22 protein-coding genes and 1 tRNA gene are annotated in these 26,233 nt (G+C 61.7%); 13 read left to right on the top strand and 10 right to left on the bottom strand.

Features of this window, described 5'->3' with window-relative positions:
• Positions 1-68: 68 nt before the first annotated feature.
• Positions 69-1,421 (top strand): MFS transporter, encoded by a 1,353-nt coding sequence (locus JO015_12215; protein MBV9999861.1) that lies wholly within the window; start codon positions 69-71, stop codon positions 1,419-1,421.
• A gap of 45 nt (positions 1,422-1,466) precedes the next feature.
• Here the strand turns inward: JO015_12215 and JO015_12210 are convergent, their stop codons facing one another.
• Positions 1,467-2,390: a sugar phosphate isomerase/epimerase gene (locus tag JO015_12210; protein MBV9999860.1), complete on the bottom strand. Its 924-nt coding sequence runs from the start codon at positions 2,388-2,390 to the stop codon at positions 1,467-1,469.
• A 304-nt stretch (positions 2,391-2,694) separates the two neighbouring features.
• Between JO015_12210 and JO015_12205 the strand changes: the two genes are divergently transcribed.
• Positions 2,695-3,174 carry an NUDIX domain-containing protein gene (locus JO015_12205; protein ID MBV9999859.1) on the top strand — a complete coding sequence of 160 codons (480 nt, stop codon included), beginning with the start codon at positions 2,695-2,697 and terminating at the stop codon, positions 3,172-3,174.
• A 35-nt stretch (positions 3,175-3,209) separates the two neighbouring features.
• Here the strand turns inward: JO015_12205 and JO015_12200 are convergent, their stop codons facing one another.
• Entirely contained in the window at positions 3,210-3,407 is a 198-nt protein-coding gene (locus JO015_12200; protein MBV9999858.1) for a hypothetical protein, read from the bottom strand.
• Positions 3,408-3,505: 98 nt separating this feature from the next.
• Here JO015_12200 and JO015_12195 point away from each other — a divergent pair, with 98 nt between their 5' ends.
• The 7 genes from JO015_12195 to JO015_12165 all read left to right on the top strand — a co-directional run bounded on the left by JO015_12195 (position 3,506) and on the right by JO015_12165 (position 12,342).
• Positions 3,506-5,299: a HAMP domain-containing protein gene (locus JO015_12195; protein ID MBV9999857.1), complete on the top strand. Its 1,794-nt coding sequence runs from the start codon at positions 3,506-3,508 to the stop codon at positions 5,297-5,299.
• A 5-nt stretch (positions 5,300-5,304) separates the two neighbouring features.
• Positions 5,305-5,988, top strand: a complete 684-nt coding sequence (locus tag JO015_12190) for a response regulator (GenBank protein ID MBV9999856.1) — start codon at positions 5,305-5,307, stop codon at positions 5,986-5,988.
• A 267-nt stretch (positions 5,989-6,255) separates the two neighbouring features.
• Positions 6,256-6,351, top strand: a complete 96-nt coding sequence (locus JO015_12185; GenBank protein ID MBV9999855.1) for a potassium-transporting ATPase subunit F — start codon at positions 6,256-6,258, stop codon at positions 6,349-6,351.
• Positions 6,352-6,380: 29 nt separating this feature from the next.
• Positions 6,381-8,195, top strand: coding sequence for a potassium-transporting ATPase subunit KdpA (kdpA, locus tag JO015_12180; GenBank protein ID MBV9999854.1), 1,815 nt, complete (start codon positions 6,381-6,383; stop codon positions 8,193-8,195).
• A 60-nt stretch (positions 8,196-8,255) separates the two neighbouring features.
• The gene (kdpB, locus tag JO015_12175) at positions 8,256-10,274 is read left to right on the top strand and encodes a potassium-transporting ATPase subunit KdpB (protein MBV9999853.1); all 2,019 of its coding nucleotides are present in this window, start codon (positions 8,256-8,258) and stop codon (positions 10,272-10,274) included.
• A 23-nt stretch (positions 10,275-10,297) separates the two neighbouring features.
• Complete coding sequence (gene kdpC, locus JO015_12170) at positions 10,298-10,888, top strand: K(+)-transporting ATPase subunit C (GenBank protein ID MBV9999852.1); 591 nt, start codon at positions 10,298-10,300, stop codon at positions 10,886-10,888.
• 326 nt (positions 10,889-11,214) lie between these two features.
• On the top strand, positions 11,215-12,342 hold the full coding sequence (locus tag JO015_12165) for a universal stress protein (protein ID MBV9999851.1): 1,128 nt from the start codon (positions 11,215-11,217) through the stop codon (positions 12,340-12,342).
• 160 nt (positions 12,343-12,502) lie between these two features.
• On the opposite strand, the gene JO015_12160 is transcribed toward JO015_12165, so the two are convergent.
• The 3 genes from JO015_12160 to JO015_12150 form a co-directional block, all read right to left on the bottom strand.
• The gene (locus tag JO015_12160; protein MBV9999850.1) at positions 12,503-12,889 is read right to left on the bottom strand and encodes an XRE family transcriptional regulator; all 387 of its coding nucleotides are present in this window, start codon (positions 12,887-12,889) and stop codon (positions 12,503-12,505) included.
• Between the two features lie 6 nt (positions 12,890-12,895).
• Positions 12,896-13,267: a type II toxin-antitoxin system RelE/ParE family toxin gene (locus JO015_12155; GenBank protein ID MBV9999849.1), complete on the bottom strand. Its 372-nt coding sequence runs from the start codon at positions 13,265-13,267 to the stop codon at positions 12,896-12,898.
• Between the two features lie 160 nt (positions 13,268-13,427).
• Entirely contained in the window at positions 13,428-15,698 is a 2,271-nt protein-coding gene (locus JO015_12150; protein MBV9999848.1) for an FUSC family protein, read from the bottom strand.
• A 123-nt stretch (positions 15,699-15,821) separates the two neighbouring features.
• Here JO015_12150 and JO015_12145 point away from each other — a divergent pair, with 123 nt between their 5' ends.
• Positions 15,822-16,763 carry a glutathione S-transferase family protein gene (locus tag JO015_12145; GenBank protein ID MBV9999847.1) on the top strand — a complete coding sequence of 314 codons (942 nt, stop codon included), beginning with the start codon at positions 15,822-15,824 and terminating at the stop codon, positions 16,761-16,763.
• 96 nt (positions 16,764-16,859) lie between these two features.
• Positions 16,860-18,575 (top strand): MFS transporter, encoded by a 1,716-nt coding sequence (locus tag JO015_12140; protein MBV9999846.1) that lies wholly within the window; start codon positions 16,860-16,862, stop codon positions 18,573-18,575.
• 168 nt (positions 18,576-18,743) lie between these two features.
• Here JO015_12140 and JO015_12135 read toward each other — a convergent pair whose 3' ends face one another.
• The 3 genes from JO015_12135 to JO015_12125 all read right to left on the bottom strand — a co-directional run bounded on the left by JO015_12135 (position 18,744) and on the right by JO015_12125 (position 20,888).
• Positions 18,744-19,862 carry a DUF4126 domain-containing protein gene (locus tag JO015_12135; protein ID MBV9999845.1) on the bottom strand — a complete coding sequence of 373 codons (1,119 nt, stop codon included), beginning with the start codon at positions 19,860-19,862 and terminating at the stop codon, positions 18,744-18,746.
• Between the two features lie 45 nt (positions 19,863-19,907).
• Complete coding sequence (locus JO015_12130) at positions 19,908-20,528, bottom strand: hypothetical protein (GenBank protein ID MBV9999844.1); 621 nt, start codon at positions 20,526-20,528, stop codon at positions 19,908-19,910.
• Between the two features lie 286 nt (positions 20,529-20,814).
• Positions 20,815-20,888, bottom strand: a tRNA-Gly gene (locus JO015_12125).
• 462 nt (positions 20,889-21,350) lie between these two features.
• On the opposite strand from JO015_12125, the gene JO015_12120 reads away from it, so the two are divergent.
• Positions 21,351-22,247 (top strand): tyrosine recombinase XerD, encoded by an 897-nt coding sequence (locus JO015_12120; protein ID MBV9999843.1) that lies wholly within the window; start codon positions 21,351-21,353, stop codon positions 22,245-22,247.
• 48 nt (positions 22,248-22,295) lie between these two features.
• Positions 22,296-24,233, top strand: coding sequence for a lipopolysaccharide heptosyltransferase II (gene waaF / locus JO015_12115; GenBank protein MBV9999842.1), 1,938 nt, complete (start codon positions 22,296-22,298; stop codon positions 24,231-24,233).
• A 1,047-nt stretch (positions 24,234-25,280) separates the two neighbouring features.
• Here the strand turns inward: waaF and JO015_12110 are convergent.
• Positions 25,281-25,844, bottom strand: a complete 564-nt coding sequence (locus JO015_12110) for a Uma2 family endonuclease (GenBank protein MBV9999841.1) — start codon at positions 25,842-25,844, stop codon at positions 25,281-25,283.
• A gap of 29 nt (positions 25,845-25,873) precedes the next feature.
• Positions 25,874-26,233: TRIC cation channel family protein (locus JO015_12105; GenBank protein ID MBV9999840.1), on the bottom strand; the 360-nt coding region annotated here is incomplete at its 5' end.

Genomic DNA, 26,233 nt, shown 5'->3' with positions numbered 1-26,233 from the left:
TCCCGATAGCATCAGAATCCTTCGGAGATCCGAACGGTGTTGGAAACCGGCCAACCCGGCCCACTGTCATGTCATGTCCCTCTGTCCCCTCACAAGATTCGCTGGCGGAGCCTCCGGAGTTGCTTTCCAAGGTGACCCGGCGGCTCGTGCCTTTCCTGATCCTGCTCTACTTCGTCGCTTACCTTGACCGGGTTAACGTCGGGTTTGCGGCGCTGATAATGAATAAGGACCTGGGTATCACTCCCTACCTTTACGGGTGGGGCGCGGGCATTTTCTTTTTCGGGTATTTCCTGTTCGAGATACCAAGCAATCTGGCGCTGGCCAGGTTCGGCGCCCGTGTGTGGATCGCCCGGATCATGATCACGTGGGGCGTGATTTCCTCAGCCATGGCGCTGGCGCGAGGACCGGCATCGTTTCTCGTGTTCCGGTTCCTGCTCGGCCTGGCGGAGGCGGGCTTTTTCCCGGGAATCGTCTATTACCTCACTAACTGGTACCCCGCCCGCGAACGGGCGCGGGTGATGGCCCTGTTCTACCTGGCCATTCCCCTGTCGATCATCATCGGTGCGCCGGTCTCCAGTTCGCTGCTCGGTCTCCACGGCCTTGCGGGCCTGCGTGGCTGGCAATGGCTCTTTATCCTCGAGGGGTTACCCGCCATTTTGCTGGCGTTTGTCGCCCTGCGTTACCTGACGGATCGACCGGAGCAGGCCACCTGGCTTTCGCCGGACGAGCGCAGGATGCTGTCTGAAATCATGCGGGCGGATAAAGCACTGAGTGAACGCGCCTGCGGCCACATGACGCTGCGGGACGCGTTCAGCCACCCGCGCGTGCTCCTGTTAGCCCTCATTTTCTTTCTCGTGGTCATGGGTGTGTACGGCCTCGGGTTCTGGCTGCCGCAAATCATCAAGCGGTTCGGCGTGTCCGACCTGGCGGTCGGTTTTCTTACCGCGATTCCGTACCTCATCGCTGCCCTGGTTCAAGTCTTCTGGTGCCGGCATTCTGACGCTCAGGGTGAACGCCGCTGGCATTTTGCGATCCCGTGTTTGCTGATGGCCGGCGGCTTCACGATGAGCGCCCTGTCGCATTCACCTTACATTTCCTTCGCCGGGCTCATTCTCAGCGCCATCGGTCTGATGTGTGCCCAGCCGATGTTTTGGACGATGCCCAGCACTATCCTGACCGGCACCGCAGCGGCCGGCGGGATCGCCCTGATTAATTCCATCGGAAACCTGGGAGGTTTTGCCGGGCCCTATCTGGTCGGCTGGGTTGCCCAGGTAACCAAAAACCCGGCTGTCGGCCTGATCGTGCTGACGGTTGCGCTTCTGATTGCCTCCGGGTTGGTCCTGGCGATGCGGCCCGAGACGGTCGGCGAGCGACGGCGCCGGGTGACCGCCGCGACGGGACCCGCCCCGAAAACCTCATAAAGGGGTCCGGAGCAGCTTCTTCGCGACAAAAATGCAGTCAGCCGATCAACGCGGCAGAATTCGCCTCAGGTACTCCCGGTTGGTCGCACTCACGCTCAGGCCGTCGCCGCCATAATGCTCGACGTAGAATGGCGCGTTATAACCCGCCTCGATTGCCATCCGCACCGCCTTTCGATAATTGATGACTCCGAACTCCAGGGGGGCGGGAGCGGTCACGATACTGCCCGTCGCGGGATCCTCGGACCGGAAATAGTTCTTTATGTGCCAGTATTTGGCGTACGGCAGCGTTTTCTCCGCCATCGCCTCCCAGCGCTCCACCGGGCGAAGCAAACGCACGAGGTTTCCCCAGTCGGGATTCAGGCCGACGCGGGGATGGTTCACATCCCGAACGAACGCGACGGAGCTGTCGGCCGAACCAAGGTAGGTGTCCTCATACATCTCCAGGGCGATGTTTACGCCGACCTCATCCGCGTGCCGGCCCAATTCCTGGAGCCGGTTGACGGCCAGTTTCCACACCGCAGGATCATCCGGGTTCTTCGGCCCCGGGACAGTCCAAAACCAGAGCGCCTGCTGCTGAGCCGGCGTTAACGCCTGCAAAAAGCCGAACGAAACCACGCCGGCCCCGATTCGCGCGGCCGTATCCAGGACGCGATGGCTGTAGGCCAGGTAGTCATCACCGTGCTCGGGATCAATCACGCTCCGTCGAGCCGTGGTGACGGCGGGGATAGAAAGACCAACCTGGCTTACCGTCTTGAGAAACTCTTCCAGGCGCGCATCCGAAAGATCCGCGATTCGCAACCATGAATCGGTCGGGTCAAAATGGATGAAACCTGCATCCACAATTTCCTGTAAGGAGACGGCCCACTCATCCGGTCCCTGATCTTGAACTAACTCACCTTTGGATGTGACCGCTGGGTATTGCAACATTGCGGCCGCAATCGGCCAATCCAGCCTGCTGAACGGGGGCATGGCTGACCGATTCCATGGACGCTTGGTCCCGTCAAGAACAAGTGCGCAGCCCCGATCAAAAACAGGTTTCCGTAACAAGCTCCCAGATTTTGTCTCTGCAGCCCGTAACACGGAAGCGAGGAAGTCGAGATCGGTAATCTCAGGGGTAACTAACTTTGTCCTGGTAAACCGCGGATGATGTTAACAAAAGTCAAAAGTTAGTAAGATCGGCGCGCTCCCGGCACGGTGGAGGTTTCGGCTCAGGAACGGACCTTGGCGGGTATCCCTCACTGAAGCTCACGCGTTTTGTGATAAGGTGTTCCGCATGCAGCAGGTCAGCGCGGGCCTTTTGATGTACCGAAAAACCCAAACCGGTCTTGAGGTTTTTCTGGTCCATCCCGGTGGACCGGTTTGGGCAAAGAAGGATTTCGGGGCGTGGTCGATCCCGAAAGGACTCATCGACCCGGGGGAGGACAAGCTCGTGGCGGCCAGACGCGAGTTCAACGAGGAAACGTCGCTCGTGCCGGCCGAACCGTTCATCTACCTGGGGGACATCCGGCAAAAATCCGGCAAGCGGGTTTACGCGTGGGCATTTGAAGGGGACTGCGATCCATCTCAGGTGAAGAGCAATACCTTCACCTGTGAATGGCCGCCGAAGTCCGGGCAGATCAAAACATTTCCGGAAATCGACAAGGGCGAATTTTTCTCGCTGACGGATGCGCGCCGGAAGATCAACCCGAAACAGGCGGAGTTACTGGACCGGCTGGAGAAGCACCTGGAAGGAATCCCCGGACTCCGAAATTGATCGTGGATGAGGCAGGTTTGCCCGCACCCTGAACTTCAAAGGATGGGGAGATCCTGGGGTCCGAGGGTTCCTGGAGCGATGCTGCGGACCCGGACCATGCCGGTTCCAGCGCTGCTGCTGATTTCCTGCGGCTTCCCGGTTTGGCGGGCGGCATCGCTCTCGTAAAACGCGAGTTTCTTATTCCAGGAACTCGTAAATTGCGAGTTGACGGAAGCGGCGGCTTGATCCGGCATTGCGTAACTCCCTCTATAAATGAGCGCCCGATAAGCCGGTGTGAATTCCTGGCACGGGATTTGCCTTCCTGTCGATGCCGATGACAAAGCGCACGTCCATGCGGCGCCAATTCCTGCTCGGCATCCTGCCGATCTTGTGCCTGTTCGCGGTGATGGGTTTTTACGCCATCTCCCTGTTCAAGGAACTGGGCGGCAAGATCGACGTCATCCTCAAAGAGAACTACCGGAGCGTGCTGGCCGGCGAGGGCATGAAAGAAGGGCTCGCCCGGATGGATTCGGCGGTGGTTTTCACCCTGGTCGGCGAGAACGCCCATCGCGATGAGGTCTTCGTGCAGGGTAAATCGGTCTTTGAGGATGGACTCAAGCGCGAGATGAACAACATCACGCTGCCCGGCGAACGCGAACTCGCGGACCGCACCCGTGATTTGTACGGGCGTTATCTCAGTGAAGGGCAGCGTTTCTTTTCCACGCCGGACGAGGCCGGTCGCAGCCGCCTGTACTTCGGAAGCCTGCTGGCCTTAACGAACCAGATCCGCGACACCGTCCAGGAAATCATCCGCATTAACCAGGACAACATGGTGCACGCTTCCCGGGAAGCGCGCAGCAAAAGCTACGAATCGACGCGTTACATGTTCCTGACGGTGGGCGCCGGGATCATCATCTCGCTGCTGTTGGCCTGGCGGCTTCAGGCCATCATCCTGCGTCCGGTCCGCAATCTGACGGTGGTCACTCGTGAACTTGGCGAAGGCAACCTCGACCAGGTCGTGCCCGTGCAATCCAATGACGAACTCGGGGAGTTGGCGACGGCTTTCAACCGGCTGACCGGCAAACTTCGCGTCTACCGGCAGGTAACGACCGACGAGATCCTCAAGGCGCGGCAGATGACCGAGATCGCCTTCTCGGCCTTTCCGGACCCCATCCTGACGCTGTCGGACGAGGGCACCGTTACCTTTCTGAATCCTGCCGCCCACCGGTTTGCAGCCAAGGTGGGCGCCAAACCGGCGTTGCCCGAGGAGCTGAGTGCCGAATTGGACGCGGTGCTGAAAGGCGGCCCGGATTACCTGCCCAAGAGTTTTGAAAAAGCGATTCCCCTGCGCCTGGACGATCAGGAAATCTTCTTTCTGCCGCGCGTTATCGGGATGCGTGACGAAGCCGGCCACATTTTCGGTGCCGCGCTGCTGCTCCAGGACGTCACCCGCTTTCGGTTACTCGACCAGGTCAAAACCAACCTGGTTTCAACCGTCAGCCATGAACTCAAGACCCCGCTGACGAGTGTGCGGATGGGTTTACACCTGCTATTGGAGGAACGCATCGGGCCGTTAAACTCGAAGCAGCTCGAATTGGTTCTGGCAGCCCGCGAAGACGCGGAACGCCTGTTGCGCATGATCAACGACCTGCTCGACCTCACCCGGCTCGAGGCGGGCCAGGCGCGCTCCTACCTGGAGCGCATTGAAGCCCAAGCCCTGGTCAATGCGGCGGTTGAAGAATCCGAGCCTCTGGTGAGCGCGCGCGGGCAGCGATTGGTGGCCCAGGTGGCGCCCGAAATCCCGGCATTGGCAGTCGACGCGCGCCAGATCCGGCACGTCTTCAGCAACCTTATTTCCAATGCCGTCAAGCATTCCCGGCCCGGGGACGTCATAACGCTAAAAGCCGAGCCGGTCGACCATCGGGTGCGTTTTGCGGTGATCGACCAGGGAGCGGGTATCCCGGTGGAGTACCAGCCGCGCATCTTCGAACGCTTTTTCCGGGTGCCCGGCGACGAGCAGAACGGGGTGGGGTTGGGCCTGGCGATTGCCAAGGAGATCGTCACGGCCCACGGCGGCTCGATCACCGTACGCAGCGCCCCGCACCAAGGCACGGAATTCTCCTTTGAACTGCCCCAGGCAGCTTAACTCTGATGAAACGCATTCTGATCATTGATGACGAGCCGAACGCGCGGCTCAACTTCCGGATGGCGCTGGAACTGGAAGGGTACGAAGTATCGGAAGCCCCCAGCGGGGCGGCGGCATGCGAGGCGCTGTTGGGCGAGTTATTCGACCTGGCCATCCTTGACCTGCGCATGCCGGGTATGGACGGCCTGACCGTCCTTGAGCAAATGCGGGAGGAAGGCATGGCCACGCCCGTTATCATCGTGACCGCTTATGGGAGCGTGCCCGATGCCGTGCGCGCCATGAAGCTCGGCGCGATCGATTTCCTCGAGAAACCGCTGCGGCCGGACGACCTGCGCCGGTTGGTAGCCGAGGTGGTGGAACGCCACCGCGCGGACTACCGGGAGCGCACGGAGCGTGAGGACTTCGCAACGCACCTCCGCGCGGCCAAGCGGCAGGTCAACCTGCAAAATTTCACCCTGGCCGAAAAGCACCTGCAACGCGCGCTGGAGTTTGAGCCGCGCTCGGCCGACGCGCTTAACCTGCTGGGGGTGTTGGCGGAATTGGGCGGCGACTACCGCAACGCCCGCAAATATTACGGCCGCGCGATCCGGGTCAGGCACGATCACGAAGCTGCCCAGCAGAACATGCGGCGCCTCTTCGAGCTCAACGTCTTCGGTGCGACCGAGGAGCCCCTCAATCTCGGCGACTGACCGTTGTCTATGAGTCCATTGCCGGCCACACCGATTTGCAAGTTGGTCACTCCGGGTTTTACCCCGGAGGGGCGGCGGCGGTTCCTCCCTGGCAAAGCCCGGCACGGCATGGAAGCAGCCAGGCGCAACGAACCTGAACAATCGCGTAAAGCCGGTGATCGCCCAACCAAATCAGATTATGCCTGACCTCATCTACACCCTTCTAACCATTATCTCCTTTGTGCTGCTCGCCCTCTTTGTCTGGGGCTGCGCCAAGGTCTAGCCAACTTGCATAGTTTTATGGAAAACTTCATCGTCGGTTTTATTTCCATCCTGCTTATCATCTACCTCCTGGCCACGATCATCCGGCCGGAAAAGTTCTGACTGCGCCTGCGCGGAAACGGCATATACCTATGAATAATGCACAAGGCTGGTTGGAATTGATCCTTTTTACCGCAGTCCTCTGGGCCATCACCAAGCCACTCGGCCTGTGGGTGACGGCGGTTCTGGACCCGAACGGCAAGACCTTCCTGGACCCGGCGGTCCGTCCGTTGGAGCGGCTGACCTACCGTATTTTCGGTATCCGGCCTGAGGAAGAACAGGGCTGGCTCAGTTACGCCTTCTCCATCCTGATGTTCAGCGTCGTGACGATGCTGTTCACTTACGCCCTGCTGCGGCTGCAGGCGGTGCTGCCGCTCAACCCGCAAAAGCTGCCGGCCGTGGCCGATCACCTCGCCTTCAACACGGCAGCCAGCTTCACGACTAACACCAACTGGCAGAGCTATTCGGGCGAATCGACCATGAGCTACCTTTCCCAGATGCTGGCGCTGGCGCTGCACAACTTTCTTTCCGCGGCGGTCGGCATTGCGGTGGCGGCGGCGATCGTGCGCGGCATCGCCCGCCATACGGCCGCGACCGTGGGCAATTTCTGGGTTGATATGGTGCGCATCCATTACTACCTGCTCATCCCGATTTGCGTCGTGTACGCCCTGTTTCTGATTTCGCAGGGCATGATTCAAAACTTCAAGCCTTACGATACGGTCAAGGTGGTTGAGCCGCAAAAGGTCCAGGTCCAGAAGAAGGATGACGCCGGCAACCCGGTGAAGGATGCGCAGGGTAACCCGGTGATGGAAGAGCAGACGGTCGACTCGCAAACGATCGTGGAGGGGCCGATGGCCTCGCAGGTGGCCATCAAGATGCTCGGCACCAACGGCGGCGGTTACACCAACGCCAACGCGGCGCATCCGTTCGAAAACCCGAACCCGCTCTCCAATTTCGTGCAGATGCTCTCGATCTTTGCGATCCCGAGCGCGCTGACTTACTACCTGGGCCGGGCCACCAGGAATCAGCGGCACGGTTGGACGGTATGGGCGGCCATGACCGTGATGTTTCTGGCCGGGGTGCTTGTCTGCTGGCAGGCGGAAGCGGCCGGTAACCCGCTGCTGACCGGGCTTGGCGTCAATCCGGCCGGCGGCAACATGGAAGGCAAGGAGGTGCGTTTCGGCATTTTTGATTCGGCCCTGTTCGCGACGATAACCACCGATGCTTCCTGCGGGGCGGTTAATGCGATGCACGACTCCTTCACGCCCCTGGGCGGCCTGGTGCCGCTGGTCAACATCCAATTGGGCGAATTGATCTTCGGCGGGGTGGGGGCGGGCCTCTATGACATGCTCGTGTTCGTCGTGCTGGCGGTGTTTATCGCCGGGTTGATGGTCGGCCGGACGCCGGAGTACCTCGGCAAAAAGATTGAGGCTTACGATGTCAAGATGGCGACGTTTGCCATCCTGTTGATGGCGTTCTCGATCCTGGGCTTCTCGGCGTACGCCTGCGTGGCGTCGTGGGGACAGGCCGGCCTGAACAACAACGGGCCGCACGGCCTCAGCGAGATCCTCTACGCGTATAGCTCGTGTACCGGCAATAACGGCAGCGCCTTCGCGGGCCTGACCGCCGCGCCGGCCAACGGCGACCCGCACTACGATATCACGCTCGCGTTGGCCACGTTGATCGGCCGCTTCGGCATGATCCTCCCGGTGCTGGCTCTCGCCGGCTCGCTCGGCCGTAAAAGGCTCATCCCGGCCGGTGCGGGCACCTTCCCGGTAACCGGACCGTTATTCGTGGTCCTGGTCATCGGGACCATCGTCCTGGTCGGCGCCCTGACGTTTTTCCCGGCGCTGTCGCTGGGCCCGATCCTTGAGCATTTCCTCATGCACAGCGGCAAGCTCTTTTAGCCGCGCCTCGCACCCTGAGTTCTCCTTTTATCCGATTGTTCGATTGCTTCGATTGCTTTTATGGCAGCCAAAACTCATTCCATTTTCGACCCGGCCATCATCGTCCCGGCCACCGGCGAGTCGTTCAAGAAGCTGAACCCGGCCACCCTGGCCCGGAATCCGGTGATGTTCGTGACCGAAGTCGGCGCGGCCATCACGACGGTGCTGCTGTTCTTCGGGCATGGGCACGCGTTCGGTTTCTTCCTGCAGATCGCGCTCTGGCTCTGGTTCACCGTTTTGTTTGCCAACTTCGCGGAAGCCATGGCCGAGGGTCGGGGCAAGGCGCAGGCCAAGGCACTGCGCGCCACGCGGACCCAGACTTACGCCAACCGTCTGCTGGACGGCGATCGTCTCGAGAAGGTGGGCGCGGAACAACTGCGCAAAGGCGACGTCGTCCTCGTGAACGCCGGCGAGATCATTCCGGGTGACGGCGAAGTCATCGAGGGCGCGGCCACGGTGGACGAGTCGGCCATCACGGGCGAGTCCGCGCCGGTGATCCGCGAGTCCGGGGGCGATCGCAGCGCCGTGACGGGCGGCACCAAGGTTCTGTCCGATCAACTGACCATCCGGATCACGTCGAACCCCGGCGAAACCTTTCTTGACCGGATGATCGGCCTGGTCGAGGGCGCCCAGCGCCAAAAGACACCGAACGAGATCGCGCTCACGATCCTGCTCTCGGGCCTGACGATCATCTTCCTGATCGCGATGATTTCGCTGAAAGCGTACGGGATTTATTCGGGCGTCGAGTTTTCCATTCCCGTGCTGGTTGCCCTTTTGGTGTGCCTGATTCCGACCACCATCGGTGGGCTGTTAAGCGCGATCGGCATCGCGGGGATTGACCGGCTCGTGCAGAAAAACGTGCTGGCCATGAGCGGCCGGTCGGTGGAGGCGGCCGGGGATGTGGACGTCCTGCTGCTCGACAAGACCGGCACCATCACCCTGGGCAACCGGCAGGCGACCGAGTTCCGGCCGGCGCCGGGCGTGGACCGGCAGCGGCTGGCCGAAGCGGCGCAATTGGCTTCCCTGGCCGACGAAACGCCGGAAGGCCGCAGCGTGGTGGTCCTGGCCAAGCAGTTCGGCATCCGCGGCCGCGAGCTCCACGAAATGGGCGAGGCTCATTTCGTGCCCTTCACGGCTCAAACCCGCATGAGCGGCGTCGACCTGAACGGGTTATCGTACCGGAAAGGTTCCGCGGACGCGATCCGCAAATTCACGGGTGGAAAGCTGCCCGGACCCGTGGAGGAAACGGTGGCGCAGATCGCCAGTGCGGGCGGCACGCCCCTGGTCGTGGCAGCCAACGCCGAAGTCCTCGGCACGATTCTGCTTAAAGACGTCGTGAAAGGCGGCCTGGCCGACCGTTTCGAGCGGTTCCGGGCCATGGGCATCCGCACCATCATGATCACGGGCGACAACCGGTTGACCGCGGCCGCCATCGCCCGGGAAGCCGGCGTGGATGATTTTCTGGCCGAGGCCAAACCGGAAGACAAACTGGCGCTGATCCGCAAGGAGCAACAGAACGGGCACCTGGTGGCAATGACGGGCGACGGCACGAACGATGCTCCGGCGCTGGCCCAGGCCGACGTGGGCGTGGCGATGAACACCGGCACCCAGGCGGCCAAAGAAGCCGGCAACATGGTCGACCTGGACTCCAACCCGACCAAGCTCATCGAAGTCGTGGAGATCGGCAAACAGCTCCTGATTACCCGGGGCGCGCTGACAACCTTTTCCATCGCCAACGATGTGGCCAAATATTTCGCGATCATCCCGGCCATGGTGGTAGGCACCTTCCCGCAGATCGCGCCGCTCAACATCATGCGGCTGCATTCGCCGGACAGCGCCATCCTGAGCGCAGTCATTTTTAATGCCGTCATCATCGTCGCGCTGATCCCGCTGGCGCTGCGCGGGGTGAGGTTCCGCCCCCTCGGCGCGGCCAGCATCCTCACGCGCAATCTGCTCATCTACGGCCTGGGCGGGATTCTGCTGCCGTTCGTGGGCATCAAAGCGATCGACGTCATCATCACCGCCCTGCACCTTGCCTAACCTAAGACAGAAACGTTTTATCTATGAGTACTTTCCTTCGTGAACTCCGCATTTCCATCGTGGCCACCGTGGTGTTTGCGCTTTTGTGCAGCGGCTTTTATCCGGTGCTGATTTGGGGGCTGGGCCAGATCCTCCTGCCGTATCACGCGAACGGCAGTCTGGCGGAATCTGCAGATGGCACCGTCGTCGGCTCCGATCTGATCGCACAAGGCTTCAGCGGGGCGCGGTACTTCCATCCGCGGCCTTCGGATGCCGGCACCGGCTATGACCCGACCAGTTCGGGAGGGTCCAACCTCGGGCCGACTTCGCAGAAACTGATTGATACCGTGAAGCAAAACGTGGCCGCTTACCGCCGGGAAAACGGCCTTGCTGATGACGTCCTCGTTCCGGCTGACGCGGTCACGGCTTCGGCGAGCGGTCTGGACCCGCACATCAGCCCCGAAAACGCCCGGTTACAGGCGCCCCGCGTCGCGCGAGAACGGCACCTTTCGCCCGATGCGGTAAAGGCGGCGATCGAGCAGGCCACCGACCGGCCCCTGTTTGGGTTCATCGGTGGACAGCCCGGCGTGAACGTCCTGCGACTGAACCTGGCTTTGGATGGCGCTGCGAGGTGAATGTCCACGGATTAAATTGAATACCCGCAGAACACGCAGATTGACGCAGATTAAGGTCACGCGGCGGGCACAGCGATCGGGCGGGCACAACGACAGAGTTCACACGGCGAACCACGGCGACCACGGCGGGAAGACAGAATCATCCGCAGAACACGCAGAAGAACGCAGAAAAGAGGAAACATCCACGGATTACACAGATTAGGGGGACCTGGCGGCAACTCTAACGTTGACACTCGCACCCACCCCCCAGCATGCCGCGCCGAACTCCGAACGCCGAACTCCGAACGCCGAGCTCCGAACTCCGAACTCCACCCGACACCTGTACCATGGCCACCGCTGATAACGTGCAAATCCGGCCCACGGCGGATGATTTCCTTTCCATTATTCGCCGGCAGCAACAGGGCAAGCTGAAGATCTACCTGGGGGCGTGTGCCGGGGTAGGCAAGACCTACCAGATGCTCGTGGAGGGCAACCGCCTGAAGCGGCAAGGGGTCGACGTGGTAATCGGCTACGTGGAACCGCACGACCGGCCCGAAACGGCCGCCCAAATCGGAGACCTCGAGATCGTGCCGCCATTGGTAGCCCAGTATCACGGGCTCGAGTTACGCGAGATGGATGTCGACGCGGTGCTGGCGCGAAAGCCGACCATTGCGCTGGTCGACGAGCTGGCTCACACCAACGCGCCGCAAAGCCGGAATCGGAAGAGATACGAGGACGTCGAAGACCTGCTCCGGGCCGGCATCAACGTGATCACCACGGTAAACGTGCAGCACTTCGAGTCGCTCTATAACATCGTCGAGGAAGCTACCGGCGTGCGAGTCAAGGAGCGGGTGCCGGACGAGATCATTGCGAAGGCCGATCAGATCGTGAACATCGATCTGCCGGCTGAAGATCTGCAGGAGCGGCTGCAAGCCGGAAAGATCTACCCTCCGGAACGGGTCCAGGCGGCGCTCGCGAACTTTTTCACCACGCGTAACCTGACCCGTCTGCGCGAGATGACTCTGAGCGAGACGGCCAACCTGCTGGACCGCAAGCAGCGGCTTGGATCCGAACAGGATCATGAGGTCAGCGCGCTCGGCCAGGTGATGGTCGCGGTGAGCAGCCGCGGGCCGGACCCCGGGCGTTTGTTGCGGAAGACGGCTCGATTGGCGACGCAGCTGAATGCCCAGTGGTACGCAGTTTACGTCCGGACGCCTAAAGAATCGGCTACCAACATCGACGCGGAGCTTCAGCGCCGGGCATCTGACACCCTGGAAATGGCGCAAACGATGGGCGGTTTGGTGATCCTGCTCAAGCACGAAAACGTGGCGGCGGCATTGATTTCCTTCGCCCGGGAGTATGGGATCACTCACGTCGTTCTGGGCCGGTCGGGCCGGCGCCGCTGGTCGTTCAGGCCGGCGCTGCATGACGAGCTGATGCGTGAGTTGCCGGGCGTCGACCTGGTGATTGTGTGAGGGCCGGGTGTCGAGCGTCGGGTGTCGGGAAGGGGATCGGCGTCGGCAAGAGGAGCAGCGCCGCAGGGATGAGCCCTGGTGAGGGATCTCATCTTAGTTCGCTGCTTGCAGCTTTGTGGTGTTTAAGACGGGCCTGAACGCCAGCCAGCCCCTCGCTTGTTCATGCTCTACATGCTCCCGTGCCGCCCTGCGCGTGGGCAGGCGTGCGCTTCCGGCTGCTGGTTTTGGGAGCGGATTCATCCTCGGCAATACCGGACAGGATGACCGGACCACGGTCGGGAAATTCCGCCACCAGCGAGAGCTTGCCGCCGAGGGCCTCGACGTACCCGCGCAACGTGGAAAGCAGGACATCCGTGCGCTTCTCGAGGCGGGACACGCCGTCCTGGGTCATGCCGAGCTTCTTGGCCATACGGACCTGGGTGAGCTTGCGCGCGCGCCGCAGTTGCTGGCGAGTCATTTCCTCAGCCAGGATCTCGGCCGAGCGGGCCTCTATTTTCCGGCGTCGCACGGGACTCATTTCCTTCCTGATGCGATCCAAATTCTTCATGGTTGGCTATTTCCTTTTTTTCTTTTGCGATCCGGCCCGGGCGACGTGCGCCTCGAAGCGCGCGTCGGCCTTGGCGATCAGCCGACGGTAAAAGCGCCGTTCGCTGCCGCCGGATTTGTCGCCGCCGCACAAAACGATGGCCTGCCGATTGGGGTCAAAGGCAAAGGCAGAGCGCCAAACCCCACCCGCGGCGTCAAAGCGTAATTCCTTCATGTTGGCGTGACGCGAGCCATTGAGCGTATCGACGCGGGGCCGCCCCAACTGCGGGCCGATGCGTCCGAGGACTTCGATGAGGGCCAGCAACTCGTCCTGAACTTCCTCGGGCAGTTCGTCGTATTCCGGCACAAAGTCATCATGTAACTCAACGTCCCACGCCAATCATTGCATTATGATGAGGGGTACATATGTTTTCGAGATCATATTCACCCTCCCCACTCTCCCGCTTCGGACTCCTTGCGAATCTATCGGGCCGGCGAGGCACTTCGATGCTCCGAAACTTAGATTAACCCGACACCCGTTACCCGTTACCCGTTACCCGCTACCCGCTACCCGCTACCCGTTCCGTGGCATCCCGGAGGACATTTACCTTGGTGATGATCTGATCCAGTTCGATGGACAGGAACGTATTTTCGCGCACGGCGCTGACCGTGGGCGTGACCGTGTCCGCGTCAGCCGAGCGCTCCTGTAACCGGGCAAGGTGCAGCCGCTCGACCTCGGCCCGCAGGCGCGCGAACTCCTTGTCGAGTTGGAATAAAGTCGAGCACTTTTGTTTATTCTCGATGGTCTGCGCCAGATCTTCCAGGGCGCCGGCGATCGCGGCGGTGAGTTCGCTCAAGCCCGGGAGCGCGCTACCGTCGCTGATTTCCCGTGCATGTTCGGCGAGGGTGGTCGTGGAGTTGGTGAGTCCCCGGAGGTAAACGACCAGGGTTATCCAGGACTCCGCGTCGCCCCGTTGGTGGCGGGGTTCGGCAAGCAAGCGTTGCGCGGCTGCCGAAGCGTTGGCGTCTTCTACCTCCGCGGCCCGATGCACCTGGTCGATCTCGGCCGAGGCGCCGGATCGGGAGATGTAGAGGCCCATTACCTTCTGAAAATAGGTCAGGTTCGCGCGGATAGTTTTGGCGACTTGCGCCGGAAGCCGGGTTCGTTCCCAGTCGGGCAGTAAGATGTAACCGCCTGCCAGGCAGATCATCCCGCCGAGCACCGTGTAGCCGATTCGCAAAAGGCTGACGCGCCAGTCCCCTTCGTCAAGGAGGTTTGCCATCACCATGAAGAGCGGCGTCAATGCGATCGTAAAGATAGCGTAGTTCAGAGGCCTGACCGTGAAGGCGACAAATGCCAGGATCGCGATGAGAACACCCTGGAGTGCGACGCTTTGCACCCCGACGGCAAGGATCGCCGCAATCAGGCCGCCGAGCGTCGTACCAATCGTCCGTTGGATCGCACGCGAGATCGTGCCGCCGTAATCGGCTTTCATAATGATCAGCACCGTGATCGGTATCCAGTAGGAACGTTGCCAGCCAAGCAGAGACCCTGCCGCCTGCGTGGCCACAGTCAGGAACGCAACCCGGAGGGCATGCCGGAAGGGAACCGATCGCAGAGTCAGATTGGCCCGCAGGATCTGCCCGGCATTCGTACGCCGGGTGAGCGGGACACTCGCACCCGGGAACATCGTCGCCGTGTCCAACCGGATCCGTTCGGGCCGGCCCAGGACTTCGGCGAGCCGCCGGAATTGGCCGGCCAACAACGACGCATGCCGCATAAATTTCGCGAAGCTTGCCAGCGTGCGGTACTCATCCCGCTCCATGACCGTTGCGGTGCGGCGTTCGTTGAAGACGTCATTAAGATTTGCCAGGGCCGCTTCCATCGTGACAGGCGCCGCGGGGCGTTGCCGTTTCAGGATGGATGCAGCCAGTTCCCCCGCCGTCGTAGCAAATGCGGTGGTGAGTTGGAGGAGTGTGGCCCGCAGGTCAGGGAGGTCCCGCGCTATCACCCCGAGGGTTTCGATATAAGCGACCACGGAGCGGACGCTTTGCTGCGCATTCTCCTGCGCGATGAGGAGTTGTCGTTCGGACTCGCTCAGTCCGTTGCGCTTGGTGCGCACTGCCGCCCACACTTGGCGGGCCGTCTCAAGCTGCTGGGTAAATTCGCCAAGGGACTGGCTGCGCCAGGGCGTTTCATCAACGGCCGGTTCCACCGCCGCGGCGCCGTCCTGCAGAAGGGTGGAAAGGGTAATGTACAATCGGCTCACCGCTTCCCGTACGGGGCGATTGGGATGGATCGACCATACGCCCAGGGACAACAGCGTCGCCCAGGCGCCGCCCGCCAGGCACAACCCGGCTTGGAACCAGGAGTTTACCGGCCCGATCACGCCGCTCGAGATCAAGAACATCACCGAAGCGAGCAGGCTGATCTGAGCCGCCGTGGGTCCGAAAAGCGAGCCCAGACCGCCCGCCAGGACCCAGGCGAAGGTTACCAGCCAGGTGACCACGGGAATGCGGGCGGCCAATCCGCCCATCAGAATCGCCGTGGATACGGCGAGATTTCCCGCCCACATCGACCTGGCCTTCTGGCTGTAGGTGCCTCCGATGTCAGCCAGCAGGGTAAACCAGCACCCGAGGGCGGCAACGCTTCCCAGGGCCGGCGCTCCGGCAGCCAGTCCAACCGCGATCGGGACCGCCATCGCAACGGCGCCGCGGAGACCGGATTCAATTGCCGGCGCGGTACGCGTCAGCCGTAACTCTTTGCGCAGATCGAGATCGAGGCCAGGGAGGCGCAACACGTGCATGCTTGCGCCCAACCTTAATGACATTGGGAAAAAAGAACACGTGAGAAGTCGGCGCCGGGGTTCGCGCCGGATGCGCACGGCTATCGGATCAGCACCGGGACGGCCGCTTGATCCTCCCCCCGGACTGCTGTTAGCTTGGTTGACGCCATGGCCCCCAAACCACAGTTCCCCGAGGAGCAATCCACCGAAGGCGAATTCGAGCGGCAGGAAGACGCTTTTCGCGAATGGATCTCGGCGGACGGTTCGACGCCGTACCCAGCCGTTGCCGGCCGTTATCACCTTTACATCTCGCTGGCCTGCCCCTGGGCGAGCCGCACCCTGATCGTGCGCAACCTGAAAGGCCTGGAGCAGGCCGTCGGCCTGACGGTCGTCGACCCGGTTCGTGATGGGCGCGGCTGGGCCTTTCGCGACGGACCGGGCTACAGCACCGATCCGGTCAACGGTTTTGCCTTCCTCAGCGAAGCCTACACGGCCTCCGATCCTTACTTTGCCGGGCGCGTCACGGTGCCGGTGCTCTGGGATAAACAAATGCGCCGGATCGTCAATAACTCCGAGGACGACATCTGCCGCATGTTTAACGATGCGTTCGCAGCGGTAGGTCGAAGCGAGGTTGACCTCTTTCCGAAGGACATCGAAGCCGAACACGCCGAGCTTGCCGCCTTCATCTATGACAACGTGAACAACGGGGTCTACAAAGCGGGTTTTGCCACCGGTCAGAAACCTTACGAAAAGGCCTGCCGCGCACTGTTTGCGGCGCTCGACCGGTTGGAAGCGCGCCTGGCGACGCGTCGTTATCTCTTCGGAGCGCGAATCGTCGAGGCGGACTGGCGCCTGTTCTGCACGCTGATCCGGTTCGATTCGGTCTATCACGGCCATTTCAAATGCAACGTGCGGCGCATCCTCGATTGCCCGAACCTGCAAGGCTATCTCCTTGACCTCTACCAGCAGCCCGGGATCGCCGAGACCGTTAATCTCGATCACATCAAGCGCCACTACTACATCACGCACGACGACATCAATCCGACGCGTATCGTTCCCATCGGCCCGGCGCTGGACCTGACCCGCCCTCACGGCCGTGAGCGAATGTGAGTTACGACGGTCCCCGAACGCGGGTGCAGCCACAAGGGGTGCCCGCGGACTCGGCCGTTGAAAGGTGTGGGATAAAGGTCATCTTGATGCCTGCGCGTGGCTACCATTCAGAAGAAACTCAACACCTCCGTCTGGCTGGCTCTTGAAAACCGGGTGTTCGCCGGGCTGTGGGTGGCCAGCGTGGTTTCCGGCGTCTGCATATCCGCTCACGACACGGCTGCGACGTGGCTGATGAACTCGTTGGGTGCGTCACCCTTGTTGTTGTCGCTGATGGCAACCGCCGCGTCGCTTCCGTTTTTCCTTTTTACCCTGCCGGCCGGGGCGATTGCCGACCTGACCGATCGACGTAAACTTTTTGTCGCGGTTTACCTCTGGTTGGCGGCTGCGGCAGGGCTGCTTGCGGTTTGCAGCTGGATGCACCTGGTTCACCCTTACATCATCCTCGCAACCGTTTTTCTCCTCGGGATCGGCTTCGCGTTCAATGCCCCGGTCTGGGCATCCGTCATTCCCGAGATCGCCCGAAGAGAAGAACTCGCGTCCGCGATCACCCTCGGCGGGGTGCAAATGAATCTGGCCAGCATCGTGGGCCCGGCGTTGGGAGGCGTCCTGCTGCCGATGGTCGGTCCGTCGGTGCTCTTTTCAGTTAATGCCCTTGCCTTTCTCGGCGCGGCCCGGGTGATTTCGCGGACGTACTCCTACCGGCAGCGGCGAGGGCCGTATCTGGAAAATCTGCTGGAGTCGTTTGCCAGCACGGCCCGCTACGTGCGCTACACGAGCGGCATACAGGTAATCCTGGCACGGGACTTTTTGTTCGGCCTGTTCATTGCGGCGGTTCCCGCCCTGGTTCCGGTCGTGGCCTTGCAGCATTTGCGGCTGGAAGGCAGCCACCTTGGGCTGGTCTTCACCGGTATGGGGATCGGATCGCTCCTGGCTGCGACCGTGGTACTACCTTACGCGCGGGCCAAAGCTACGCCGAACCTGCTGACGATCCTGGCCGGGGTTGTGCTGGTGACGGTGCTGGTGCTGATGGCCGTGGTCCCGAACCTTTGGCTGTTTCTGCCGGTGACGGCCCTGGCGGGTCTCAGTTGGACCGTGTCCGCCTCCGAACTCTGGATTGCCGGCCAGCGGGCGATGCCTGATTGGGCCCGGGGCCGGATCAACGCGGTGCACATGATGGTTTCGCAAGGCGGGGTGGCGCTCGGCGGCATTCTCTGGGGCCAGGCGGCTACCTCGCTGGGGCTGAATCCGACGTTGCTGTGGGGCGCGCTGCTTTTGGCGGCCAGTCTGGCGTTGGCCATCCCGCTCTCGATCAACTTCGCGTATGCCCTTGAGCTTGAATCGCGGCCGTTAGGAGCCGCCCACGATTTTCCGCGGCCGCCAAGGCCGGATGACGGGCCCGTTACGGTCGTGGTGGAACTCGTCATTCGTCCGGAAGACCGGGAGGAATTTCTTACGTTGGCCGAAGCGTTTCGGCTGGTCCAGTTGCGTAATGGCGCATTTCTCTACCGGATCGAGGAGAACCTGGAACATCCCGGCACCTTCCGGACGGAGATGATGGTCAGTTCCTGGGCAGAGCACGTGCGGCAGCATGGCCGCACCACCAAAGCCGAAGTCGAACTCGCGGAACGCCTGCTCGCACTGCATGCCGGTGATCAGGCGCCGATCATTCGCCACTACCTTCCGGCCCACCGGACGTCGACTCCGCTGGGCTTTGGCCAGTTCCGGCAGCCGCTGCCGGAGGCCCGCCCGGCCGCTTCGGGCCAGACCGGCGTGGAGGGCCAACCGGTAAACATCGCCGGTCCGGAAAGTTAGAGACAGCCGATTGGAGGAGGGTAACGAAGGACCCGCCGGAACGCTAACCGTTCTGGTTGGTGAAAAGCCGGGGTTCGAAGTGTGGTTGATCCTGGCGGCGCTAAGCGCGTGCGTCGCGTTCGGGTGGCGGCAGGTGCGCTGAAAAAAAAAGCCGCCCGCCGGTTATGCTTACGGGCCATGCGGCACGTGCTCCTTGCTTTCCATCGCGCGTGCCGGGTTGCCTTCGACCGCCCGCGCTTCGGGATCGGACGGGGCCGGCGACAGGACCGGCACGGAAGCAGCCTTGGCGCGCTTGGCGCGTTGTTCCAGGTCCGCAGCGACGCGGGCCGCCAGGCTCGAACGGCCCCGGTCAAACTTGAACGTGTATCGTTGATGTTTGCCGGTGCCGCAAAGCTGCAGCTCATCGCAAAGAAACCGGGGTTCGAGCGAGACCTCAAAATCCTCGATCTCGAACATCCTGGCGGTCCCGCGAAGCCAGCTGCGCGTCAAGAAAAACACTTTGGCGCGATCTTCTTCCGTTGCCACCAGGTAACCGAATCGGTCGCGGCCAATCTGTCTGCCCTTGCCCGAGACGCAAAGCGCTGCCCAGGAGATCGTCCGGTTGCCGCCGTTCAGACGTCGAAAGATCCGGTTGAACCGCGACGGCAACCGCCGGGGGAATTCCTCACGCGGCGGGCGGGTGGGCGGCTGATTTAATTTCTGGGAGATAAACCAGATGCGGGTCCGGATCATACGCCAGACTTTGGGCAGGAAATAGATGGCGATCGAGAACGCCACGGTTAACGCGATCAGGGCAGCGATCGGGCTCGCCCAAAGCAAAGCCAGCGCGGCGACAACCATCGCTTCTTCGGCCAGGCTGACACCGACATTGGAGAAAGGTTCAGGCAACTGGTTGATCCCCAGCCGCGTCGCCGCCTTGACGCTGTGAGCGGCGAACGTCAATGATCCGGCAAAGATCCCGAAGAGCACATCGAAAACGGGGTTGGGATGGCCCAACGTTTCAACGGCGAGAAAAGCACCGCCGAACGGGCGGATGATGGTGTGGACGGCGTCCCAGATCGAATCCACCCAAGGGACCTTGTCGACAAAAAATTCAAGGAAGACAAGAACCCCCGACACAACCAGCACCGTGGTGGAGCCCAGGGCGGCCAGCGAATCATACTGGGGCGCCAGCTGGATCCACTCGAAGCGGATGGCGAGCCCCGTGACGAAAACGGTAAGGTAAAAGCTGTAGCCGGATAACGCCGCCAAGCCGAGCGCAACCGCCAAGGTTTGAAGGACTTCCATTCCCAAGAATCGCCTGCAGCTCCTCAACGGGAGCAGCGGCTCGGCTTAAAAAGCGGGACTGGTCGGGCGCACGATGCCGCCCGCCGGATTGGGCAGGATGGCGGTGCTCGAAAACCCTAAGGGCCCGACGCCCGGCGCAGCGCCGATGCCCGGTTCGGTTCCGGGGGCCGGACCGACCTTGCCGGCGTACTCCTTTCCGGCGAATTGTTTACCGCTATCGTTGAACACGGACGCATACTGCGGGTATTCCGCCGCGGCCGTCGTCACGATGCCTTCCGTGCAGTTACGGGTCGCCACTCGATCTCCCTGCGCATCCGTGACGGCGGCATCGGAGCTCGAAGAGTTGGCAATCGCCGCCTGCACAATGGCATAGACTTCGAGCGAGGTCGGGTTGGGCGCGAGGTCGCGGAGCGAAGCGCGGATGACGGCGTCAACGGCGCTGCAATCTTCCGCCCGCCGGACGGCCGCGGCCGTTATCTGCGGGGCCAATCCCCGCTCTGCGGTCACCGCACGCGTCGTCGCGTCGACCAAGGGTGCTTGCGGCACCTTGTCCATTTTTCTGTATGAGCCGGGCAGCTTCGAAACCAGCAGGTCTTCACCAGGGCTGCCAAAGGCGGTGCCGAGTAAACCTAGGCTGGCCAACAGGACGGTGGTCAGATGTTTCATGGGTCTAAAGTCCGCGAACCGTTGCCCTCCGACCTAACCGGAACCGGACGCGCAGTGCAAGGCTGAACGCCGGAAATCACGAGAAAGGAGCGGCAGTTTATAATATCAATAGCAACAATAGATTCTTCCGGTTCAGCGCCTGCCCGGTTGAACCCCGAACCGGTCACTTCCGCTGCGGGTTGGTCGCATGAACCGGAAATCGCCAGCGCATAGGCTACCCTCGTGATCGCGCTGCGCTGCGGCCCCATCGCTGGCTGCACATAAGCTGGAGCCTCATTGCCGAACCTGGAGCGGGCAACGGGAATCGAACCCGCATGGCCAGCTTGGAAGGCTGGAACTTTACCATTAAGCTATGCCCGCTTGCGGAACCAGGATTGAAGCCCAGTAAGATACAATATGAGCCCGGATCGCAAGGAAAAGTTCGACGAAGCGATACCCCCGCCTGGTGAACTCGGCGCCGGGAAATTTCCTTGCGAGTTGGAGGAGGATAGACGCGGGTCAGAAGTTTAGGGGTGCAGGCGAATCCGCAATTCCGGCAATGTTATAATAACCAGAATTTGGTATTGAGTTCAATATTGAGAAGCGCGTGAGTTCTGCCATGGTAAGGTGTTCGAGGGCAAGTTGTGAGGCTTGTCTTCGGTGAGTGTCTCTTGGCTAGGGCACTCAACGTGAGGTAATTGCTCATCTCCCGTTTGAGATGACAGCAAGCGTGGCTGGGGCCGGTTTCGGCCGGTCCCAGCTCAATTGTTTTAATTGACGGCGGGCCGGAAATTCTCATCGCCCGTGCCGGCTTCCCGGCGTACGATCGGCGCCACTTTGGAAATCGACTTCGGCGCCGCCATTGACGAGTTCATTTTGTTTCTCGCCACCGAGCGTGGCCTGTCGACGAACTACCAGATTTCCACACGCCGATCCCTGGAAGAGTTCAAAGCCTGGTTGTCCCGTCATGAGCAAATCACGCAGCCGTCCCTGGTGAGACTGGAGCACATCAGCGCCTTCCTGGCCGATCGCAAAGCCCAGGGTTTGGCGGCGGCGTCGATCAAATTGCTGGTCGTGGCGATAAAGATTTTTTTCCGGTTCTGCCGGAACCGGCAGTTTACGGAACGCGACCCGGCCGAATTACTTCCTTTGCCGCGGCTGGAAAGGTACCTGCCGGAGACGTTAAATGAAGCTGAGGTGGAACGGTTGCTGTCGGTAAATCTCAGCGGCCGTCCGTTTCCTTTGCGGGATCGCGCCATGCTCGAGTTGCTCTATGCCAGCGGATTGCGCATCAGCGAGTTGACCGGGGCACGCCTGGAAAACCTGAATCTGGACGAACGGGTGATCCGGGTGATCGGGAAGGGGAGCAAGACCCGGTTGGTGCCGGTTGGCCGCAAAGCTTGTGAGGCGATCGCGGCATACCTCACCCACGAACGGCCCGGTATGGTGACGCCCCGGTCCGGCAGCGAAATCTTTTTATCCCGCCATGGCAAAAAGCTGACCACCCAACGGGGTTGGCAAATCGTGAAAGAGGCCGCGGCGCTCGCCGGTTTCGACAAAAACGTTTACCCGCACCTGATGCGTCATTCCTTTGCCACGCATCTGCTCTCCCATGGTGCCGACCTGCGCATCATTCAGGAGATGTTGGGGCACGCCGACATCTCGACGACGCAGATCTACACCCACGTCGACCAGAGCCGCCTCCGCGCGATTCACCGGAAGTTTCACCCGCGAGGTTAACGCCCCTGGACAGCGTTTTTCGAGCAAGGTACGGTGCCGGCTTCAGCCATGAGCAGGGGCAGGTTCTCGGCATTGAGCCATCGATTGGTCTACGGCCTCTACCGGGCCGTGGCCTGGTGCCTGAAACGGATTCCGTTGGCCGGGACGTTTCGACTGGGCCAGGCGCTCGGCCTGCTCGGGTACGCTCTGGCGGGAAACTACCGCCGGCTTGCGTATCGGAACATTCGAATCGCGTTTCCGGCCTGGGCCGACGCCGAGGTCCGCCGTTGCGCCCGCCGGCATTTCCAGACCTTGGGAGCGAACCTGTTATGCGCGGTGCCGCTCGGTGAAATGCCATGGGAAGAGGTGCGGCAATACCTTGATCTCAGCGCTTTTGAAGGGCGCGTCCAGGAACTCAACTCCCAGAAAGCCGTCGTCGGGGTTTTAAGCCACATCGGCAATTGGGAACTGTTGATCCACGGGGCGCGCTGGGTGCGACCCGGACGGCACGGGGCCATTTATCAGGCTTTGAAGAACCGGTTGCTGGATGCGCACGTCCGGCAGTCACGGGAAAGGAGCGGCCTCGAACTCATTGACCGGTCCGCCGGCTTGAACCGGAGTTTGAACCTGCTGCGTGAGGGCGGGATGCTCGGCATCCTGGTGGACCAGCACGCCGGGGATCACGGCGTCTGGACGCCGTTCTTTGGCCGGTTGGCCTCAACCACCCCGTTACCGGCCATTCTGGCCAAAAAAACCGGGGCGGCGTTATTCCCTGTAACGATCTGCACGGTGGGGGTGGCACGTTGGCGCGTTGGGATTGAGCCGCTAATCGAACACCGGGAGCTCTCAATCGAGGAGGTCACCAGCCGCATAAACGAGGCGGTGGCTGAACAGGTCCGGCGGGCGCCGCATGACTGGTTCTGGGTGCACCGCCGGTGGAAGACGCCGTCCCCGCATTTTCTGCTCCGGAAGTACCGGCGGGGCGTTTACGTGCCGCCACGCTTGGCGGGTAAGCTGGCGCCGTTTCGAATCCTGGTGCGCTCGAGCAACTGGCTGGGAGACGCGGTGATGACCGTGCCCGCGGTCCGGGCCATCAAAGCCGGGCGCCCGGATGCGCACCTTACGGTCCTGACTAAAGGCAAGCTGGCTGATTTCTGGAGGTCGGTGCCGGAAGTGGACGAGGTCCTGACGATCGATAACGGCGAAAATACCTGGCGAGTGGCACAAAGGCTGCGGGAGCGACGCTTCGAGGCGGCGTTGCTCCTTCCGAATTCGCCGCGGTCCGGCCTGGAAGCGTGGCTGGCCGGTATTCCCCGCCGGGTCGGGTACGCCCGGCCCTGGCGGACCTGGTGCCTCAACCAAATCATCCCGGAAAAGAAGGCGCCGGGTCCTCTCCGGCACCAAGCCGAACACTACCTCCGGATGGCCGAACGGATCGGCGCGGATCTCGCCGACGCGAAGTTTGGCGTCCCGCGCACGCCGGTGCCGGACCCGCAGGTGTTAGGGCTGTGTCCCGGGGCGGAGTACGGGCCGGCCAAGCGTTGGCCGTTTTTCGCCGAGGCCGCCAAGCTGCTGAGCGAGCGGCACGGGTTCCGCTGGCTGATCCTGGGAACGGCCAAGGATCAGGCCGTTGCGGAGCCGATCGTTCAGGCCCTTGGGGCCAATGCCACTGATCTCACCGGCAAAACTTCGCTGGCCGAGTTGATGGACGCGCTCTGCCGTTGCCGGTTGTTGCTGACCAATGACACGGGCACGATGCACCTGGCGGCTTACCTGGGGGTGCCGGCCGTGGCCATTTTCGGTTCCACCGAGCCGGCTTTGACCGGACCGATGGGGGAGGGGAACGTGGTGGTACGCCGGCACGTCGAATGCAGCCCTTGCTTTCTGCGGGAGTGCCCGGTGGATTTTCGGTGCATGCACGAAGTCACGGTGCCGGAAGTCGTCGCCGCCGTGGAGCGCTGCGCCGGTGTGATGCCGCCGAAAGCCAATGGGCAAATCCGGGGGTAGCGGGGGTGCAGACGTTCGGCCTACTTACTGTAATCACCAGTCGCAGCAAGCTGAAATCTCCGCCGGGCCGGCGGACGACCCGCCTGGATGGCATCACTTCTGATCTTATCAGCACACAAACCTGAAAAGGACGACGCATTTGTATCGATTAGTGGGTCATTTGTCAAAGTTGTGGCCATTCATACCATTTGGATAGTTATCTTCGTTAAATGCCGGCTCAGGGGGTGCCGGAGGATGCTCCGTAGCTGGTTGAATCGGCCCTAGGTCCGAGGGGCCGGCAGACGGTTTGATGGCCTGAAGGGCCAAAGGAACATAGCCCAGGGTTCAACCTGGGCAACCGTAGAATCTCGATCGAGCCCTCCTAAGGCGTGACGCCTTAGGAGGGCTGGGTCGGGGGGGAAACGCCTTCCCAGGGTAAACCCCACTGCCATTTAGTTAAGGATACAAGGCCGGGTATTGCTTTCGTCCCGAAGGGACGGCTGAGGTTAGCCAGGGACTTCAGTCCCTGGACGGGGCATTTAAGAGCGATTGCGTCCTGTAGGGACGCCTGAAACGCTGGCCCGGCGGGTGCCGGCTCCCAAACGGCCAGCCAAACCCGGCGCAACCCTCGGCGACGAACACCCGAACATCCCCCACCTTTGACGCCGCCTGGCCTCGGCGCACGCCTTCAGGCGTCCCGATGGGACGTAACCCCGGGGGGACGCCTTCACAGGGACTGAAGTCCCTGGCTAACCTCAGCCGTCCCTGCGGGACGAACGCCACGCCCGGCCTGCCGTCCTTAACTAAATGGCAGTGGGGTAAACCCCGGGCTAAGTTCTGCCGCTCCTTCGGGGCTGAAACCCGGTCGAAATTCCGCCAAGATAACTGTCTTAAATGCTATAAGACCAATTCAACAAGGCGCGGAGCATCATCCGGTGCCCCCCTGAGCCGATATTCTACCGAAATACGTAATGTAAGTGTCTAAATGGCATAAGGGTAGGGCTTGTAAGCTGGCTAAGCCGATTTAACAGCAAACGACACCCGCCGGAACCGGACGCCGGCGGCTTTTTAGGCCCCGGGCCTATACTCTGCCGAAATCCTTCGAGGAAAATCAGGGCAGATTTTTGAGCGCTCCAGCCGTCCCTCCGGACCGTAAAAGCGCATCGTTCCGTCGAGGTCGCATAACCACACTTCCCGTACCCCAACGCCGAAGTAAGCCGCCCGCTTTGTCTTGAGCGTTTCTTCTTCATCAGGTGATAAAACCTCCACGCAGAGGTCCGGCGCAATTTTCGTTAACCGATCATCGGCCGCGGCTTCGAACCGTTGTCTCAAGCGTTCCTCACTAAACCAGGACGCGTCCGGCACTTTCACCCCCGCATGGGTCGAGACGGCTGTCTCGACGAGCGCCTCGCCTTCAGAAATCAATCGCGCGAGCTGTACCGTGATTCGATTTTTTCGGATGTCGTGATGCCATTCCGGCGGGGGGCTCATGAGGGGGTTGCCGTCTCGATCGGTTTCGATGGTTTGATCGGTTTGCGCATAACGGGGGTCAGCCCAAAGCCGTTCCACAGCCCGGCAGTTGATGGCGTGCTGCTCGGCAAAAGATCGCTCGGTGGTAACGGGAGCGCTCATGGCATGCACCCGGAAGTTATCACAGCTTATCAAGTTTCCGAACCATCGTCCGCCGTCTCGGTGTCCCTGGAAGGTCGCCTATCCGCCCGGGCGACCGGGAGCCGCCAGCCATGTTTGATCGCCATGACGCGGAGTCCGAAGCAGAGGGCCGCCCCTACGAGCGCTGCCACGCCGGAAGGCAGTTGCAGCAGGTTTGCGATCACGACAATCGCGGCACCAACCAAGGCCGCCACCGCATAAAGGTCCGCCCGCAACACGGTGGGGATCTCGGCCAACAGAACATCGCGCGCCATGCCGCCGCCGATTCCCGTCAACATGCCGAGCAAGGTTGCCATGACCGGATTCAGCTTATACGCGAGGGCCTTGTGTGCCCCCGAGACCGCAAAAAG

This window comes from Verrucomicrobiota bacterium (assembly GCA_019247695.1).
GTDB lineage: Bacteria > Verrucomicrobiota > Verrucomicrobiia > Chthoniobacterales > JAFAMB01 > JAFBAP01.
Note: the sequence above shows the minus strand (reverse complement) of the source record. Positions and strands in the feature narration are given on the sequence as shown.